The sequence below is a fragment of the Polyangium mundeleinium genome, assembly GCF_028369105.1.
Classification (GTDB): Bacteria; Myxococcota_A; Polyangia; order Polyangiales; family Polyangiaceae; genus Polyangium; species Polyangium mundeleinium.
In genome coordinates this window covers 10,861,939-10,876,611 of the sequence record NZ_JAQNDO010000001.1, presented here as the reverse complement: position 1 = coordinate 10,876,611, position 14,673 = coordinate 10,861,939, and the positions used below count along the sequence as shown (strand labels likewise).

Genomic DNA, 14,673 nt, shown 5'->3' with positions numbered 1-14,673 from the left:
GACAAGAAGATTCCGGAACCCCCCCCGACCGTGGTCGACCCGCTGGCCCATTGCCAGTTCGAAACCCCGCCGGAGCGCCCGTCCAAACCGGCGAATGCCCCAACGGACGTCAAGGCCGGCTACGGCGCCGCCGTCCTGCCCATGCCCATCGGCACGCCCGTGGGCGGCTACGCGTCCCGCGCCATCGGCCTCGGCGGCGCCAAGCCCGTCGACGACCGGCCTCGGCGCTTCGGCAAGAGCCTCGTGCCCACCGTGGGCATCCACGACGCGCCGCGTGCCGAGGCCCTCGCCCTCGAAGCCGGCGGCGAGCGCGTGGTCGTCGTGCGCGTCGACGCGCCGCTCCTCAACGAGAACACGCTCTTCGAGCTCGAATCGAAGGTCGCCTCCGACGGCTCCATGCGCGGCCGCATCATCATGACCGCCTCGCACAGCCACGCCGCCTGGGCCGGCTACCAGCCGAGCTTCATCCTCATGCCCGGCGTCGATCGCCCCAAATCCGCGCTCGCCGAGCGCGCCATCGCCGCCATGGCCGACGCCGTGAAGCAGGCGCTCGACGGCCTCGCCCCCGCGAAGATCGGCGTCACGGTCGAGAAGGACTTTGACCCGAACGACGAGGTCAACCGCGACCGGCGCGGCGAAAACAACATGATCCCCGGGCCCGACGGCAACGACGCGGGCAAGGGGAAGGACCCGACGCTCTGGGTCCTGCGTGTCGACAAGGCCGACGGCGCGCCCCTCGCGGCCCTCGTCGATTTCCCCATCCACGGCACGATCGGCGGCGGCGACAATCCGCTCGTCTCGACCGACGCCCCCGGCGCCATCGCGCGCGCGCTGAGCGCCGAGCTCGGCTATCCCGTCATGCACGTGCAGGGCGCGGCCGGCGACGTCTCGCCCGCGGGCCACGAGGGCCGCAACGCCTGCCCCGACTCGCTCCGTTGCCTCGACATTCCGCGCCTGGAGACGCTCGGCGCACGCGCGACCGAGCTCATCGCACCCATCATCGGCGGCGTCCAGACCGGCGACAAGGCCGCGCTCGAGATCGTCACGCGGAGCTATTACATCGGCCGCGAGGGCGTGGTGAAGCGCCCCGACGGCACCGAGCTCCGCTACGCGCCGTACGATCCGAACGTGGAGGAGTACGTGCCCGACGGCGTCCTCCTCGACGAGAATGGCAAGGTCAAGAGCCCCATCGACGAGTTCAACACCTACGCCGGCGCGGGCCTCTGCGGCGAGCAGACCGGCTTGGGCGCGATCGCCGGGCTCCCGGGCGCGATCAGCATGCCGGTCTATGGCTCATGCCTCGAAATCGCCAAGGGCGGCAGCATCATCTTCGGCATCTTCGACGTGGACACCGAGATGCCCTTGCCGCTCTGCGACTCCGTCCGCACGACGGCCGCGGCCCTTCGTATCTCCGGCACGCCGACCGGCGATTACCTCGTGGTCACCGCGCCTGGCGAGCCCGTCGCGCCCTGGGCGGCATACCTACGGAGCCTCTCGCCCGCGGGGCCGGATCGGACGTTGCTCATCGGGTATGCCGACGATCACGTCGGATACATCCTCACGGGCGAGGATTGGCTCGCCGGCGGCTACGAGCCCAGCATCAACGTATGGGGCCCGCTCGAAGGCGAGCAGATCCTCGCCGGCGTGCTCGAAGCGGCGAAGCTCGCCTGGACGCCCGAAATCGAGGATCCCGAGGTGGGCAGCTCGCGCTTTGCCGCCTGGAAATACCCCGACGAGGCGCCGTTCACGAGGCTCGAGACCACCGATCACGGCACCTCCGCGTCTGCGTCGCCTGCGCTTTTCTGGCCCGACACGGTCACGGCGGAGGTCTCGGCCGCGGAGGTGCCGCGTGCCGTCGGCGCCGCGCGCTTTGCCTGGTACGGCGGCGATCCGGCCGTCGACATGCCCGTGGTGTTCATCGAGCGCGAGGCCGCGCTCGGCATGTACCAGCCGCTCGCGGACGTGAAGGGCCGACCGGCCACGTCGTACGAGGGCGCGATTGTCACGACGTACTCACCCGACCCGGTGAACGCCGAGGCGCCGGAGCACCACGTCTACACGGCGACGTGGCAGCCCGTCCCGCCGGACCTCTACTCCGCGCAGAAGCCCATGCTGCCGTTCTCGCTCCCGCTCGGGAAATACCGCTTCCGCGTGAAGGGCAAGGCGCTCGCGGCGTCCGGGGAGACGACCTACGAGATCACGAGCCCGCCGTTCGAAGTCGTCGCCGCGCCGCTCTCGCCTGCGTCGACCGCGACGCGGGGCGCCTCGTCGATCGACCTCGTGGCGAACCTCGGAACGGCGCCGGGGCTTCGTGCTTTGCGTGTGGGGCCGAGCGATACGGGCGTGCCGCTGCTCGGCCCCTGGACGGTGACGGTGACGTTCGCGAACAACCAGACGAAGGTGATCGAGGTCGACCCCGACGCCGAGGGCAAGGCCAGCGTGCCGCTCACGATGCAGGAGGCGCAGGACGCGAAGTCGGTCGAGATTCGCGACGTGGCGGGCAATGGCGGCACGCTGAGCGTTCCTTGACCTAGCTCGCGCGCTTCTCGCGCCTCTCGCGCTTCTTCCCGTCGCGCCGCGCCTCCTTGCCGTACTTCTCGTGCGCGGTCTTCTTCAGGTCCCTCGCGAGCTTCTTCACGTCCTTCGCCTCGTCGCGCGTCACCTTGCCGTCCTTGCCGGCCTCTTTTGCGGCGGCGCGGATTGCGGCGGCGCCGGCCTCGAAGTCCTTGCGAATCTGCGCCTTCATCGGCTCCGGCAGCGGATGCGCGGCGAGGAGCGACTCCATTTGCTCACGCGCGTGCTTGATCTTCGCCTCGACCTTCTCGTCGAAGCGGGTCGAATCCATGGGGAACTCGCCCTTGCCGTGCTTCTTCTTGTCGACCTTCTCGACCTTCGGCGCCTTGCCCTTCTCCTCGGCGGAGGCGGCGAGCGGGGCAGCGGCGAAGGCGAAAGCGAGGGCGAGCGCGAGGGGGCGGACGAAGGTACGAAGGGTCGACATGGCGGGGCTCCTTTACGGGCGATTGCCGTGGTTCGAGCGGAGGAAAAGCACGCGGCGTGCCAGGCGCGCGGGCCTTTGATTTCGCTGCTTTTACGGGATCTAGGCCTGCGGAGCGGACGCCGCACCTGCGGAATCGCGCGCCCGCTGCGGCGCATCGCGCGCACCGGGGCGGATCGGGTACGCTGGCGGAGAAAGGACGGATCCCCATGCAACGATGCTTCAGGCTCGAACGAACGGTGCTCGTTGGCCTCCTCGCGTTTGGCGTCGGCGGCTGCGGCATCTTCGGCGGCGGCGAGGAGGAGCTCACGGGCGACGCGCTCGTCCAGCACAACATCGAGGAATACGAGTCCCTGCAAGCGGAGCTCGAAAAGAACCGCACGGAGGCCATGGGCAAGAGCGCCACCGAGGCGGCCGCCGTGGGCAATCGCCTCTTCTGGCTCACGTTTCCCACCTTCGACGCTTCGCTGCACAGCCTGGATACGGTCTCCGGCGCGCGCGTCGATTACATGTTCGGGGTCGGCAACTCGAACACCTGGAACTGGCGCGCCAGCGATTCGATCGTCGTCACGGCCAGCCTGGGCGGCGGGGGCATCGAGTACAACGCGTATGACATCAATCAGCCTGAAAAGGTCCTCGGCACGCTCGGCTTGCCCTCGCCGGGCGGAGGTATCCGCTGGTATGCTTATGCGCCGGACGGCAATCAGGTGTACATCGTGGAGAGCGGCGCGACGAACATGCTTCTGCGCTGGACCGTGGGCGCGGCGCAGCCCGAAACGCTCTTCAGCCTGGAAGAGGCGGGCATGAGCGTCGGCGAATTCTGGGATTTCGGCGTCGAGGGCAATACCGCGATCCTCATCGAGAGCGGCCGCGTCTGGAGCCTCGACATCGCCGCGAAGAAGGCCACCTGGCTCGAGAACGAGACCGAGGCCACGGCCGCGCAATGGGACCAAAAAGGCGTGTTTTACCTCTCGGCCACGGATCCGTTTTTCTACGCGAACGATACCCGGAAAAACCGGGGCATCGAGGCGGAGATCGCTGCCTCGGGGTACGAGCTCAACAGCACGTACAACGCGATCCACGAATACTCCCAGGGCGGCGCCCGGAACGGCGACGACGTCGCGTACATCGGGCGGGATGGGCTCTTCCTGTTCGACCTCGCGACCCGCAAGACTCGCCCGGTGCTCCTGAATGCGCGCGACAACAGCATCGTGTATCGGAACCCCGTCCTTCTGGAGAATGGCAAACTCTTCGTGCAGGGGCTCGAATCGAAGAGCGGCGCGACGGGTGCCCAGGGAGGCTGGTACGAGGTCGATTACTGATCGAGTTGCTCGTAAGGCCATCCGGATGGCGGCGGGTCCGTCTTCCAGCGAAAGTTTTCGGGCTCGAGGAGCGATTCGAGGTTCTCTCGCCAGAGCTCGAGCATCAACCGATACGTCGACGCCGTCACGAGGACCTGCATCGCCGAGCGACCCGCCAGCGTGGCTTGGTTCGGCCATTTCTCCGAGATGTGCGTGACCACCGTGTATTCGAGCTCGATGATACGGTCGACCAAATCCAGGCGCCGCTGGATCCACTCGCATCGGCTGGCGATGATCTCCTTGAACCAGTCGTGTTCCTCCCCGGTCATCGCGCCCTCCCTTCCCGAGGTGATGGCGCGCGCCGCGGCCCCCCGCCTGGGTTGCCGCGGCGCGCGCCTTCGGCTCGTTCACGGCTGCGCAGGCGCCGGAGCAGGCTTCGCAGGCGCGACGCCGGCCGCTTCCGTGGCGGCCTCGAAGAAGCGGACCACCCTCCCGGCCTTCATGTGGAGGAGGAGGTTCTTGGCGACGACCGCCTCGAGCGTGTCCCGAACCGACTGGTTGATATCGAGGACGTCCTCCACCGTGACCTCAGCCGGCGCCGGGGTGCTGCCCTCGCCGAGCGTGCCGAGGATCCACTGGATCTTCTCACCCTCGGCGTTGAGGATGTGCGAGAGACCCATTTCCTCCATCGCGATCGAGATGAGGACGAGGGACGCGACGTCTTCCGGATTGAAGTCGGGGAGGTTGGGGAACTCGGGGATGGTGACCTGGCTCATGGTAGTTCTCCTGTTCGTATATGCAATGACCCGCGGTGTCCGGCTCCCTATGAACCGTTTCGTTTATCGCCGCGGTCACTAGCAATGACGAACGAGGTGTCGTTTTCGTGAGCAGAGAATCGACGCCAGCGCGTTGTTTTTCCTCGGCCGCTATCGGTGTCCGACGCGGACGGACGCGATCGCGCGGCCTTGACGATTCCCGTGTCGATTGGCGAATCGATATTGACGGGGCCACGCCTCCGTCGAATCATCGGGCAATATTCACTTACCTGCACGCGCTCGACTGGCGCGTCGCGTCGAATGGAGGATGCTCATGGAGGGGGAGAACCAGAGCTTCACGCGTGCCTCTTTTCAAGAGGCTTGGTCGCAATCCGAGCCGCAGCTCCGGAAGCTCTGCTTTCGCTGGACAGGGAGGGATCCCGAGGCCGCGCGCGACGCGCTCGGCACGGTCGCCGTGCTCGCCATGGAGGAGCTCACGCGCAGCAGCGGCGAGATATCGAATGTACGCGCCTGGCTCACCCGGCTCGCGCGGAACGCTTGTGTCGACATCCACCGGGAGCGCGCGATCAAAAGGAGGGCGATCGAGCGGATGACCGTGGAAGGCGGGCTCGAATCGGCGCACGTGGAGTCCCCGGAGGCCGAGCAGATGCGGCGCGAGCTCGACGTGCTCGTAAGGAGGGCCATCGACGGCCTGCCGCCTGGGCTCGCCGAGACCGCGAAGCTCCGTCTCGTCGAGGAAGAACCTTACGAGGACATCGCCGGCGAGCTCTCGCTCTCGCCCGAGACCGTACGAAAACGTATCCAGGACGCGCGAACCCGTTTACGCCACGAGCTCTCGACGCACGTCGACGAGGCGAGGACCCGCGGAATCACGCGCAGGGTGGAGAGCCGTCTCTCCACCCGTTGATGCATACGGCCCGGGCCGGATATACTTTATACGGCCCGGGCCTGATATGCTTTATACAGCCCGGGCCGGATATGACATTATCCGACCTATTTTACCTCGATTCCCGCGAACAACGGGCCTCGGCTTGGTGATACCTTGGTCGGCACTTCTATACACTTGTACAGTCGGGGGGCGTAATGACGACGACCACGCCGGGTCCTGGATACCTCACGGCGAACGAGGCCGTGACGTTTCTTTCCGTCAAGCGATCGACACTCTACACGTACGTGAGCCGAGGCCTTTTGCGCAGCGTCCCGTGCCCCGGAGGGCGCGGCAGGTATTACCTGCGCGAGGACGTCGAGCGATTGAAAGCGCGGAGCGAGGCGCACGCCGGCCGGTCCGGGCCCGATTCCGATGTGGAGCGGAGCTCGTCCCGGACGTTCATCACGCAGATGTCCCCCGAGGGACCACGGTATCGAGGGTACGCCGTCGGCGCGCTCGTGCGCGAGGGCATTTCGTTCGAGGCCGTGGCCGAGCTCCTCTGGACCGGGAGGCTCCCCTCGAGCGAGGTGCGCGGCTCGTCGTGGACCTCGTCCGACGAGGATTGGCGCGACGTCCTTTCCATCCTGCGCCGGACATGCGACGCGCTCGCGCTTCTCTCCTTGCCTTCGGCGCCCCTCGATGTGGTGCGCCTCGGCCTCCTCTTCTGGTCGCTGCACCGGCACGGCAAAGCCACCACGTACCCGCAAGCGAACCTCGTCGAGGCGCGCGCGCTGCTCCGGCTGGTCGCCGCATTGCCCGCCACCTGCCGCGGGGCCACGCGCGCCCTCGCGGCCGCACGCGCGCCGTCCCTCGCCGAGAGCCTCGCCATTGCGTGGCTTCCATCCGAAGTGGATTCCAGCGCTTCGAGGCGCGTGGCGCTGCTCGATCGAGCGCTCTCGCTCGCCGCCGATCATGCCGTCGAGCCGCCCGCGCTCGCCGCGCGCGCCACCGCGCATGCGGGCGGCAGCCTCGCGGCCTGCGTGCTCGCGGGCGTGGAGGCGCTTTCGGGGGGCGAGCACGCCGGGGTATGCGCAGAACTCGCGGATTGGATCGAGTCCCTCGAGACGACCGCGAAGGTCAGGGAATTCGTGGCCGATCGCCTCGACCACGGGAAGCCCATTCCCGGCTTCGGCCGTCTTGCCGGGGCGGATCCTCGCGCGGCGATTCTGCTCGACGCCGCGTCCTCGTTTGCGCCCGCGGATCGACGGGTCCAGCGCGCCATCGCCCTCGTCGAGTCCGCCCGCATGTTCGGGGAGCCCGGCCTCGAAGTGGGGCTCGTCGCCCTCGCCGCGGCGCTCGGATTGCCCTCGGGCGCGCCGGCTGCGATCCTCACCGTCGGCCGCGTGGCCGGGCTCGTCGCACACGTCCTCGAAGCCGAAAATCGTTACTGACGCGCGAGCGCCTCGAACCACGGCCGGAGCGGGCGCGTCCCTCGCGCTTCGGCCACCGAATCCGAGGTCGTGACGGCCGCGACGAATTCGAGCATATCGGAGAGGCGCGGGTGCAGCAGCCGCAGCATGGCGCTCCCAAACCGGAACACGCCCGGCGGCACGTGCATGATTCGTGGCTCTTTTCCCACGACCTCGAACGCGAGCCGCATGATCTCCTCGCGGGTCATGATCTCCGGGCCCCCCACGGTGACGATTTCGGGCCCGTCCTCGGTCACGGACGCCATCACCTCAGCGACGCAGACCGGATGCACCGGGTTTGCTTTTGCCGTTCCGTCTCCCGCGACGGACCCCACCCCCCACCGGGCCATGTCGATCAGATCGCCGAGCGCCGAATAAATGCCGGTTGGCCGGACGAACGTGCACGAGAGGCCCGACGCGCGGAGCATGTCCTCCGTGTCGAGGTGCGCGCGCATGTACCGCGTGTGATCGTAGCCAGGGCCAGGGTGGGCCGAGAGGTACACGAAACGCGTAGCCGAGGCGCGCCGCGCCGCTGCGAGGAGGTTTTCGTGGGCGACGAGATCCACGTCGCGAAAGGAGCGCCGCTCGGCCGTCCCCAGCGCGACGTTCGCGCCGAGGCACGACACGACGACGTTGATCCCCGCGAGGGCCTCGTTGAGCGAATCCGCGCGCGTCGCATCCCCGAGGACGACCTCGCTCGCGAGCGGGCGGATTTTTTCGGCGTTTTTTGCGTTCCGGGAGAACGTGCGCACGAAATGGCCACGCTCGCGGAGCAATCGCAGGACCTCGGAGCCGACGGCGCCGGTCGCGCCGGCGAGGAGAACACGCGGTGGACTCATGGGAAACCCCCTCGATCCGGAGGATACCGCGCGTCTCACTCGCTCGTCGCGCGGATCCCGAACCTCGCCATCAATCGCTGCAGATGCCGCCGATCCACGCCCGCCTCGCGCGCCGCCCGCGACACGTTGCCGCCGGACTGCGCGAGGATCGCCTCCACGTAGGCCCGCTCGAAGCGCTCGACCCAGGCGTCCTTCGCCTCGTGGTAGGGCAACTTCAGGAGATTCGCCTCGACCCCGCTCGCGTGCGCCGTCTCCTTGGGCGCCTCGGGGTTCGGCGGGACCTCGGCCTTTCGCTCCTCGGCCCGCGGGCTCACGGCGGGCTCGCCCGGCGCGGCGAAGGCGCCGAGCACGGCCCAGCGCTCCACGATGTTGCGCAGCTCCCGCACGTTGCCCGGGAAATCGTAGCGGTAAAGCATCGCGATCGCCGTCTCGTCGAGCCGCGCGCACGGCGGCAGCCCTGACGCCGCGCGTCGCCGCGCGAGCTCGTCCTGGATGTGATCCACGAGCAGCCGGAGGTCCTCGATCCGCGTCCGCAGCGGCGGCACCCGCACGATCACCACCGCGAGGCGATAGTACAGATCCTGCCGGAACCGCCCCGCTTGCACCTCGCGCGCGAGCGACCGGTTCGTCGCCGCCACGATGCGCACGTCGACCGAGCGTGATCGATCCGAGCCCACGGCCTTGACCTCGCGCCGCTCGAGCGCGCGGAGCAGCTTCGCCTGCATGTCGAGCGGCAGCTCGCCGACCTCGTCGAGGAAAATCGTCCCTCGGTCCGCCGCCACGAACGCGCCTGGCCGCTCGCGCACCGCGCCCGTGAACGCGCCCTTCTCGTGCCCGAAGAGCTCGCTCTCCAGGAGCTCCCGCGGGATCGCCCCGCAGTTCACCGCGACGAACGCGCCCGCGCGCCCGCTCGCCTCGTGCAGCCCCTCGGCGGCGAGCTCCTTGCCCGTGCCGGTCTCGCCTTCGAGCAGCACCGTGAGATCACTCGCGGCGACACGCTCGAGGAGCGCGAACATCTCGCGCATCGCGGGGCTCGCGCCGAGCATGCGGCCGAACCGCGCGCGCGGGCTAATCTCCTGCTCGACGGTCTCGGCGAGCGGTTCGAGGCGCAGCACGCTGTTGCCGAGGCGCACGAGCGTGTCGTCCGTGATGGCCACGCGCTCGATGCGCAGGTCGCCCACGAACGTGCCGTTCGTCGAGCCGAAATCCGTGAGCGAGAAGCCGTGGGGCCCGAGGCGCACGGCGAGGTGCTCGCGTGAGACGGCCGGGTCGCGCAAGGTCACGTCGACGTCGGGGCTACTTCCCACGCGCACCTCGTCCTGCGCGAAGACGTGCGCGGCGCCCTGGTCACGCCCGTCGGGCGCGTCGACCACGACCACGCGCAGCTTGCGGATCCGGCGCACCGAGGGGCCGCTCGTCGCGTCGATGACCTCGGTCACGGGCCGCCGCCCTCCCGAACCGCTCGGGGCGCTGCCGAGCAACCTCGTCCTGCTCTCGCCGTCGCTCATGGCTCGCGCACCTCCGCTTCCTCGTCGTCCTTGGTCGCGCCCTTCTTCGGGGCTACGAGCACCACGTGTTCGTTCGGGCGCACGCGGAACGTGTACTCGCGCCGCGTGCCCTTCGGTAGCACGACGGCGACCGTGTGCTCACCGCTCCTGAGCTCCAGCCTTCCGTCTGCGGGCAAAGCCACCTTCTCGCCGTCGACCTCGACGTGCGCGCGCGGCGGCACGACCCCGGCGACCGAGATGGAGCCGCGCGGGTTGCGCGGTGGCAGACGCGCCGAGAATTGCCCCATCGCGAAGAGCAGCACCGCGCCGAGCGCCACGGCCAGATACACGCTGGTGGAGCGTCGCGGCGGCGGCGCAGGGCGGGGCGTAGGTTCGGCCGCAGGTTCGGCCGCAGGCACGGGCAGCGCGGGCGGAGGGAGCTTTTCGGACGAACCTCGCGCCTCGGCCGCCGGCAGCCGGACGAGCGACGTCCGTTCCTCGGGGGGGCACGCGCGGTGCGCCGCCACGCGCGCGGCGAGCGCTTCCCGATCGAGCGCGAGCGCCTCGAGGCCCTCCACAATCGACGCGCTTGTGGGCCTGCGCGAGGCGTCCCGCGCGAGCGCCGCCGAAAGCCCCGGCACGCGCGCCTCCCACGCGGCGAGCGCCCGCGGTGGCTCCCCGCGCGCTCCGGCCGACGCGAGGTCGTCCTCGGGGAAGATGCGCCTCCCGAGGGCGCACTCGGCCACCACCACGGCCCATCCGTAAACGTCGCTCGTGGCGCTCGCCTCGCCGGGCAGCGCCGCCTCCGGGGCCAGATACCCCGGCGTCCCCGCGACTTCGGGGCGCGCCTCGCCCGCGCGCCTCGCGAGGCCGAGGTCGACGAGCTTCGCCTCGCCGGTCTCGTCGATCATCACGTTCGAGGCGGCGAGGTCGCCGTGCACCCAGCCCTTCGCGTGCAGGGCCGCGAGCGCCCGCGCCACGTCGAGCGCCACGGCGCGCACCGCGCCTTCCGGCATCGGCTCCGCGCCCGCGACGAGCTCGTCGAGCGGCGCGCCGCGCACGTGCTCGATGGCCACGTACGGCAGCCCCGCGAGCTCGCCGTGCGCCGCGAGCGCGGGCAGCGCCGAGGCGCGCACCTCCGCGAGCACCTCGCCCTCGCGCTGAATGGCCTGCGCGGCGCGGCCCGAGGCGCGTTCGCCCAGCACGGGCCGTTTCAGCACGAACGTCTGGCCGCTCCGGTCGCCGAGCCGGACGGCGACGAGCACGTCCGACATCGCCCGCCGCGCGAGGAGCTGCACGAGGAGGAAGTCGCCGAAGAGCTCGGGCACGAACGGCGCGGGCACGGGCGGAGGGTAGCCGAGAACGGCCCCCGGCGGACACCTTCGCGCGGGATCCGGGAACCTTCCGCCTTCCGCGGCGTCCACATCCGGCACACAGGGCCGCTCCGCTGGCGCGATTCGGCCCGAGGAAGGTCCTCATGCGTCGTCTTCGTCCTCTCGTCGCGGCCCACACCCTCGTGCTCTTCGCGGGCCTCTCCGGATGCCTCGCGGCGCCCGACGAGGTCGACGGCGAAAAGACGCCTCCTGCCGCCACCCGCGGCGCCCCCGCCATTCTCGAAACAGCCTCCGGCATCCGCGAGGAGGAATTCATCGAGGACGAGACGACGCCCACGGACCTCGCCTCCCCGCGCGGCTTTGGCACGATCACGGGACGCCTCCCGGGCACGAATATTGTCGTCCCCGGCGTCCGTTTGCGGGCGCATTCCGTGCGCGTGACCATTCGTGATGGATTCGCCCGCACCGAGATCGAGGAAGAGCTCGCGAACGACACGCCGACGGTTCTCGAAGGCCGGTACGTCTTCCCGCTGCCGCCTGACGCGAGCCTGTCGCGACTCGCGTTATGGGTGGGCGACGAGCTCGTCGAGGGCGAGATGGTCGAGCGGCAGCGCGCGGCCCGCATTTTCCAGGGCATCGTCGACGATACGGTGCGCCCGCGCGACCCGGCGCTGCTCGAATGGACGCAGAACAGCTCCTTCTCCTTGAAGATCTTTCCGATGCCGGCGCGCGGCAGCCGCAAGGTGATCCTCGCGTATGACGAGGTCCTGCCCGTGACGAAGGGCGTGGCGCGGTACACGTATCCGCTTTCGCTCGGAGAGGATCGTGCGGTGCGGATGGATTCGTTCCGCGTGCACGTCACGGTCGAGGACGCGGGCGGCGGGGCGGCCGAGGCGAAGGTCCTCGGGCACGCGGCGTCGCTCCGCACCGAGGCGGGCCACCTCGAAGCCGATTTTCAAGCTGAATCGTTCGTCCCCAATGCGGATTTCATCCTCGAATTCCCTCGCCCGCAAGCGGAGATCCTGCCCGTCGCGGTTGAGGGCAGCGGCGACGATCGTGGGTTTTTCGCGGTACGCGTCCCGATCCCGACGGCGCCCGAGGCCAGCGCCGCCCCGCCGCGTAGCGAAAAGGTGTTCGTCCTCGACGCGAGCCACGGCATCACGCGGGAGGGCCTCGCCGCTGAGGTCACGGTCGCCGAGACCATGCTCCGCCGATTGCGTGAAGGCGAGCGGTTCGCCGTCCTTCTTTGCGACAGCGCTTGTGTCTCCTACCCCGAGCGTGGCCTCTCTGCGAAGAGCGACGCGTCTCTCGCCGAGGCCGGACGATTCTTGCACGAGCGCGCGCCGCAGGGCGCCTCGGATCTCGCCGAGGCCCTCGTCGCCGCGATTTCGCGGATCGAGACGCAGGGCCGCGGGCAGGTCGTGTATCTCGGCGACGGCGCGCCTTCCGCGGGCGAACTCAAGGTCGATTCGATGGCCGCGCGGGTTCGCCCGGTCCTCTCGGACAAACAGGCCGAGCTGCGCTTCATGGGCGCGGGTCCCTCCATTGACGAGCTGGTCCTCGGCGGCCTCGCCGAGGAGCTCTCCGCCTCCTACGAGCGGCTCGCGGCGGGCAGCGGCTCCCTCGCACAGCGCGCGCTCGTGCTCGCGAAGGGACTCGATGCCCCGCTCCTCACGAATGCGCGCATCACGTTGCCTGCGGGCTTCGTCGATGTCTTCCCGCGCAAGCTCCCGGCGTTGCGCGCCGGGGAGGAAATCGTCCTCGTGGGCCGTCTGGCCGGGGCACCCTCGGCGGAGAGCGCCACCGTGGAGCTTTCGGGCGAATTCGATGGCATGCACAACCTGGAGGCTCGAGCGCTGTCGTTCACCGCGGCGCCGGGCGCCGATCGCAAGGTCGTCGCGCGGCGCTGGGCCACGGAGCGCATCAGCGAGCTCGGCCGGCGGGCGGACGACGACGCGGCCAAGGAGACCCTTGCGCTCTCCCAGCAATACCACGTGCAGAGCCGCCTGACGTCGCTGCTCGTCCTGGAGAACGACCGCATGTTCGCCGCATTCGGCATTCCCCGCACGCAGGGCAAATCCGGCCTCACGTCCGAGGTCGAGACGGGCCACGGGCACCTCGGCAGGCCACTGAGCGATCCGATCGGCGATTCGTTCGGCGCCGGTGGCCTTGGTTTGTCCGGGGTCGGCGAGGGCGGAGGCGGGACGGGGCAAGGGTTTGGCACGGGCCATGGGAGGCTCGGAACCCTCCGCGACGGCATTGGCATGGGGAGCGGCGCGGGCCGACCACGCGCAGCGCCGACCCTCCGCATGGGCGCGACGACCGTGAGCGGCCGCTTGCCGCCCGCGGTCATCCAGCGCATCGTGCGGCAGAACTTCGGGCGATTCCGCTTCTGCTACGAGCAGGGCCTCAAGTCGAACCCGAACCTGACGGGGCGCGTCGTCGCCCGCTTCGTCATCGGTCGCAACGGCTCGGTCGTGAGCGTGGGCAATGGCGGCAGTGATCTCCCGAATGCGGAGGTCGTGAGCTGCGTGCTCAGCGGCTTCCGGGGTCTCTCGTTCCCCGAGCCGGAGGGCGGCGTCGTGACCGTGACCTATCCGATCATGTTTTCGCCCGCCGACGGCAACACGACCTCGAGGCCCTTCTTTTCCCGCTCGCAAGATTGGGGCGTCGCGTCCTGGATCGGCAAAGGGGACGAGGCCTGGCGCAGCGCCGGGAAGGACACGCTCGAAAAACTCGCAAAGGTTTCCCTGGAGGCGCCGGAGAGCCGTCGGGCGCGGGAGGCGTGGGTCACGGGCCTGCTCGTGCGGGGTCGATTCGAGGAGGCGCTCCGCGAGGCCTCGAAATACGTCGAGCTCGATCCCGACCGCGCTCGCGCGCACGAGCTCTACGCCGAGGCCGCGGCGGCGCTCGCCGAGGACGACACCGCGCTCGTCGCGCTCGATACCCAGGTCGAGCTCGACCCGTCGAATGCGACGGCCCACAGGCGCGCGGCTCGGGCCTTTGAAGCGTCCGGCGACGAGCGCCGTGCCTGCGCGCATTTCCGCTCGTACGCCGAGCTGCTCCCGCGCGACCTGGATGCCACGTACGAGGCGCTCCGCTGCCGCGCCCGCGTGCTCGGCGAGCGAGAGGCCGTGCTCGCGACCCTCGCGGCCCAGAAAAAACCGAGCGAGCGCCTCCTATCCTTGCGGGAAGCCCTCGAAAAGGGCGAGACGCTGGGCTACGAGGCAGCGGCGACCTGGGGCGAACGAATCTCGGCGAAGCTCACGTGCGCCGCGGGCGTGGAGGGTTGTCCTCGGGTCGTCTTGATCGACCCCGCGGGCCGCATCACCACGCCGATCGTGCCGGGGACGGGCGGCTCAGGCGCGTCGTGGATTGCGGCGTCCGCGTCGAGCGGCACGTATCGCGTCCTCGTGACCGGGGGCCTGCCCGCCGCGAAGGGAGAGCTCGTGGTTCGTCTGGACAGCACGACCAGGACGTTCGAGGTGCGAGGCGGGAAGGGCGCGCGGACGGCGGCGGTGATTTCGATCGACGAGTGAAGGATCGCTGAAAAGGAAAAAGGTCGCGTCTCCCGAGGGAGCGCGGCCTTTTTCGTCAGGAAGGG

11 protein-coding genes are annotated in these 14,673 nt (G+C 69.7%); 5 read left to right on the top strand and 6 right to left on the bottom strand.

All coding sequences use genetic code 11. The annotated features are described in order from the left end of the window. Window positions 1–30 precede the first annotated feature (30 nt). Entirely contained in the window at window positions 31–2,529 is a 2,499-nt protein-coding gene (locus tag POL67_RS42810) for a neutral/alkaline non-lysosomal ceramidase N-terminal domain-containing protein (RefSeq protein ID WP_271926936.1), read from the top strand. Window position 2,530: 1 nt separating this feature from the next. Here the strand turns inward: POL67_RS42810 and POL67_RS42805 are convergent, their stop codons facing one another. Next, window positions 2,531–2,998 (bottom strand): hypothetical protein, encoded by a 468-nt coding sequence (locus tag POL67_RS42805; RefSeq protein WP_271926934.1) that lies wholly within the window; start codon window positions 2,996–2,998, stop codon window positions 2,531–2,533. Window positions 2,999–3,204: 206 nt separating this feature from the next. Here POL67_RS42805 and POL67_RS42800 point away from each other — a divergent pair, with 206 nt between their 5' ends. Then, window positions 3,205–4,317 (top strand): hypothetical protein, encoded by a 1,113-nt coding sequence (locus tag POL67_RS42800; RefSeq protein ID WP_271926932.1) that lies wholly within the window; start codon window positions 3,205–3,207, stop codon window positions 4,315–4,317. On the opposite strand, the gene POL67_RS42795 is transcribed toward POL67_RS42800, so the two are convergent. Further along, the gene (locus tag POL67_RS42795) at window positions 4,311–4,625 is read right to left on the bottom strand and encodes a hypothetical protein (protein ID WP_271926930.1); all 315 of its coding nucleotides are present in this window, start codon (window positions 4,623–4,625) and stop codon (window positions 4,311–4,313) included. The genes POL67_RS42800 and POL67_RS42795 overlap by 7 nt on opposite strands. A gap of 78 nt (window positions 4,626–4,703) precedes the next feature. Then, window positions 4,704–5,072 carry an alpha-helical endospore appendage domain-containing protein gene (locus POL67_RS42790; RefSeq protein ID WP_271926928.1) on the bottom strand — a complete coding sequence of 123 codons (369 nt, stop codon included), beginning with the start codon at window positions 5,070–5,072 and terminating at the stop codon, window positions 4,704–4,706. 313 nt (window positions 5,073–5,385) lie between these two features. Between POL67_RS42790 and POL67_RS42785 the strand changes: the two genes are divergently transcribed. Next, on the top strand, window positions 5,386–5,979 hold the full coding sequence (locus POL67_RS42785) for an RNA polymerase sigma factor (RefSeq protein WP_271926927.1): 594 nt from the start codon (window positions 5,386–5,388) through the stop codon (window positions 5,977–5,979). A 176-nt stretch (window positions 5,980–6,155) separates the two neighbouring features. Next, the gene (locus POL67_RS42780; RefSeq protein WP_271926925.1) at window positions 6,156–7,391 is read left to right on the top strand and encodes a citrate synthase; all 1,236 of its coding nucleotides are present in this window, start codon (window positions 6,156–6,158) and stop codon (window positions 7,389–7,391) included. On the opposite strand, the gene POL67_RS42775 is transcribed toward POL67_RS42780, so the two are convergent. The 3 genes from POL67_RS42775 to POL67_RS42765 are packed head-to-tail and all read right to left on the bottom strand — an operon-like array spanning window position 7,385 to window position 11,078. Further along, window positions 7,385–8,248, bottom strand: coding sequence for an SDR family oxidoreductase (locus POL67_RS42775; RefSeq protein ID WP_271926924.1), 864 nt, complete (start codon window positions 8,246–8,248; stop codon window positions 7,385–7,387). The two genes, POL67_RS42780 and POL67_RS42775, sit on opposite strands and share 7 nt — an antisense overlap. A gap of 35 nt (window positions 8,249–8,283) precedes the next feature. Beyond that, a complete protein-coding gene (locus tag POL67_RS42770) occupies window positions 8,284–9,756 on the bottom strand; it encodes a sigma 54-interacting transcriptional regulator (RefSeq protein WP_271926923.1) in 1,473 nt (490 codons plus the stop codon). After that, window positions 9,753–11,078: a serine/threonine-protein kinase gene (locus tag POL67_RS42765; RefSeq protein WP_271926922.1), complete on the bottom strand. Its 1,326-nt coding sequence runs from the start codon at window positions 11,076–11,078 to the stop codon at window positions 9,753–9,755. The genes POL67_RS42770 and POL67_RS42765 overlap by 4 nt, the downstream gene beginning before the upstream one ends. A 134-nt stretch (window positions 11,079–11,212) precedes the next feature. On the opposite strand from POL67_RS42765, the gene POL67_RS42760 reads away from it, so the two are divergent. Beyond that, window positions 11,213–14,608, top strand: coding sequence for an AgmX/PglI C-terminal domain-containing protein (locus POL67_RS42760; RefSeq protein WP_271926921.1), 3,396 nt, complete (start codon window positions 11,213–11,215; stop codon window positions 14,606–14,608). Window positions 14,609–14,673 lie beyond the last annotated feature (65 nt).

Excerpts from the sequence above, each read along its gene's own strand:
- POL67_RS42805 (WP_271926934.1), bottom strand. The coding sequence starts at position 2,998 with ATGTCGACCCTTCGTACCTTCGTCCGCCCCCTCGCGCTCGCCCTCGCT.
- POL67_RS42800 (WP_271926932.1), top strand. The coding sequence starts at position 3,205 with ATGCAACGATGCTTCAGGCTCGAACGAACGGTGCTCGTTGGCCTCCTC.
- POL67_RS42795 (WP_271926930.1), bottom strand. The coding sequence starts at position 4,625 with ATGACCGGGGAGGAACACGACTGGTTCAAGGAGATCATCGCCAGCCGA.
- POL67_RS42790 (WP_271926928.1), bottom strand. The coding sequence starts at position 5,072 with ATGAGCCAGGTCACCATCCCCGAGTTCCCCAACCTCCCCGACTTCAAT.
- POL67_RS42785 (WP_271926927.1), top strand. The coding sequence starts at position 5,386 with ATGGAGGGGGAGAACCAGAGCTTCACGCGTGCCTCTTTTCAAGAGGCT.
- POL67_RS42780 (WP_271926925.1), top strand. The coding sequence starts at position 6,156 with ATGACGACGACCACGCCGGGTCCTGGATACCTCACGGCGAACGAGGCC.
- POL67_RS42775 (WP_271926924.1), bottom strand. The coding sequence starts at position 8,248 with ATGAGTCCACCGCGTGTTCTCCTCGCCGGCGCGACCGGCGCCGTCGGC.
- POL67_RS42770 (WP_271926923.1), bottom strand. The coding sequence starts at position 9,756 with ATGAGCGACGGCGAGAGCAGGACGAGGTTGCTCGGCAGCGCCCCGAGC.
- POL67_RS42760 (WP_271926921.1), top strand. The coding sequence starts at position 11,213 with ATGCGTCGTCTTCGTCCTCTCGTCGCGGCCCACACCCTCGTGCTCTTC.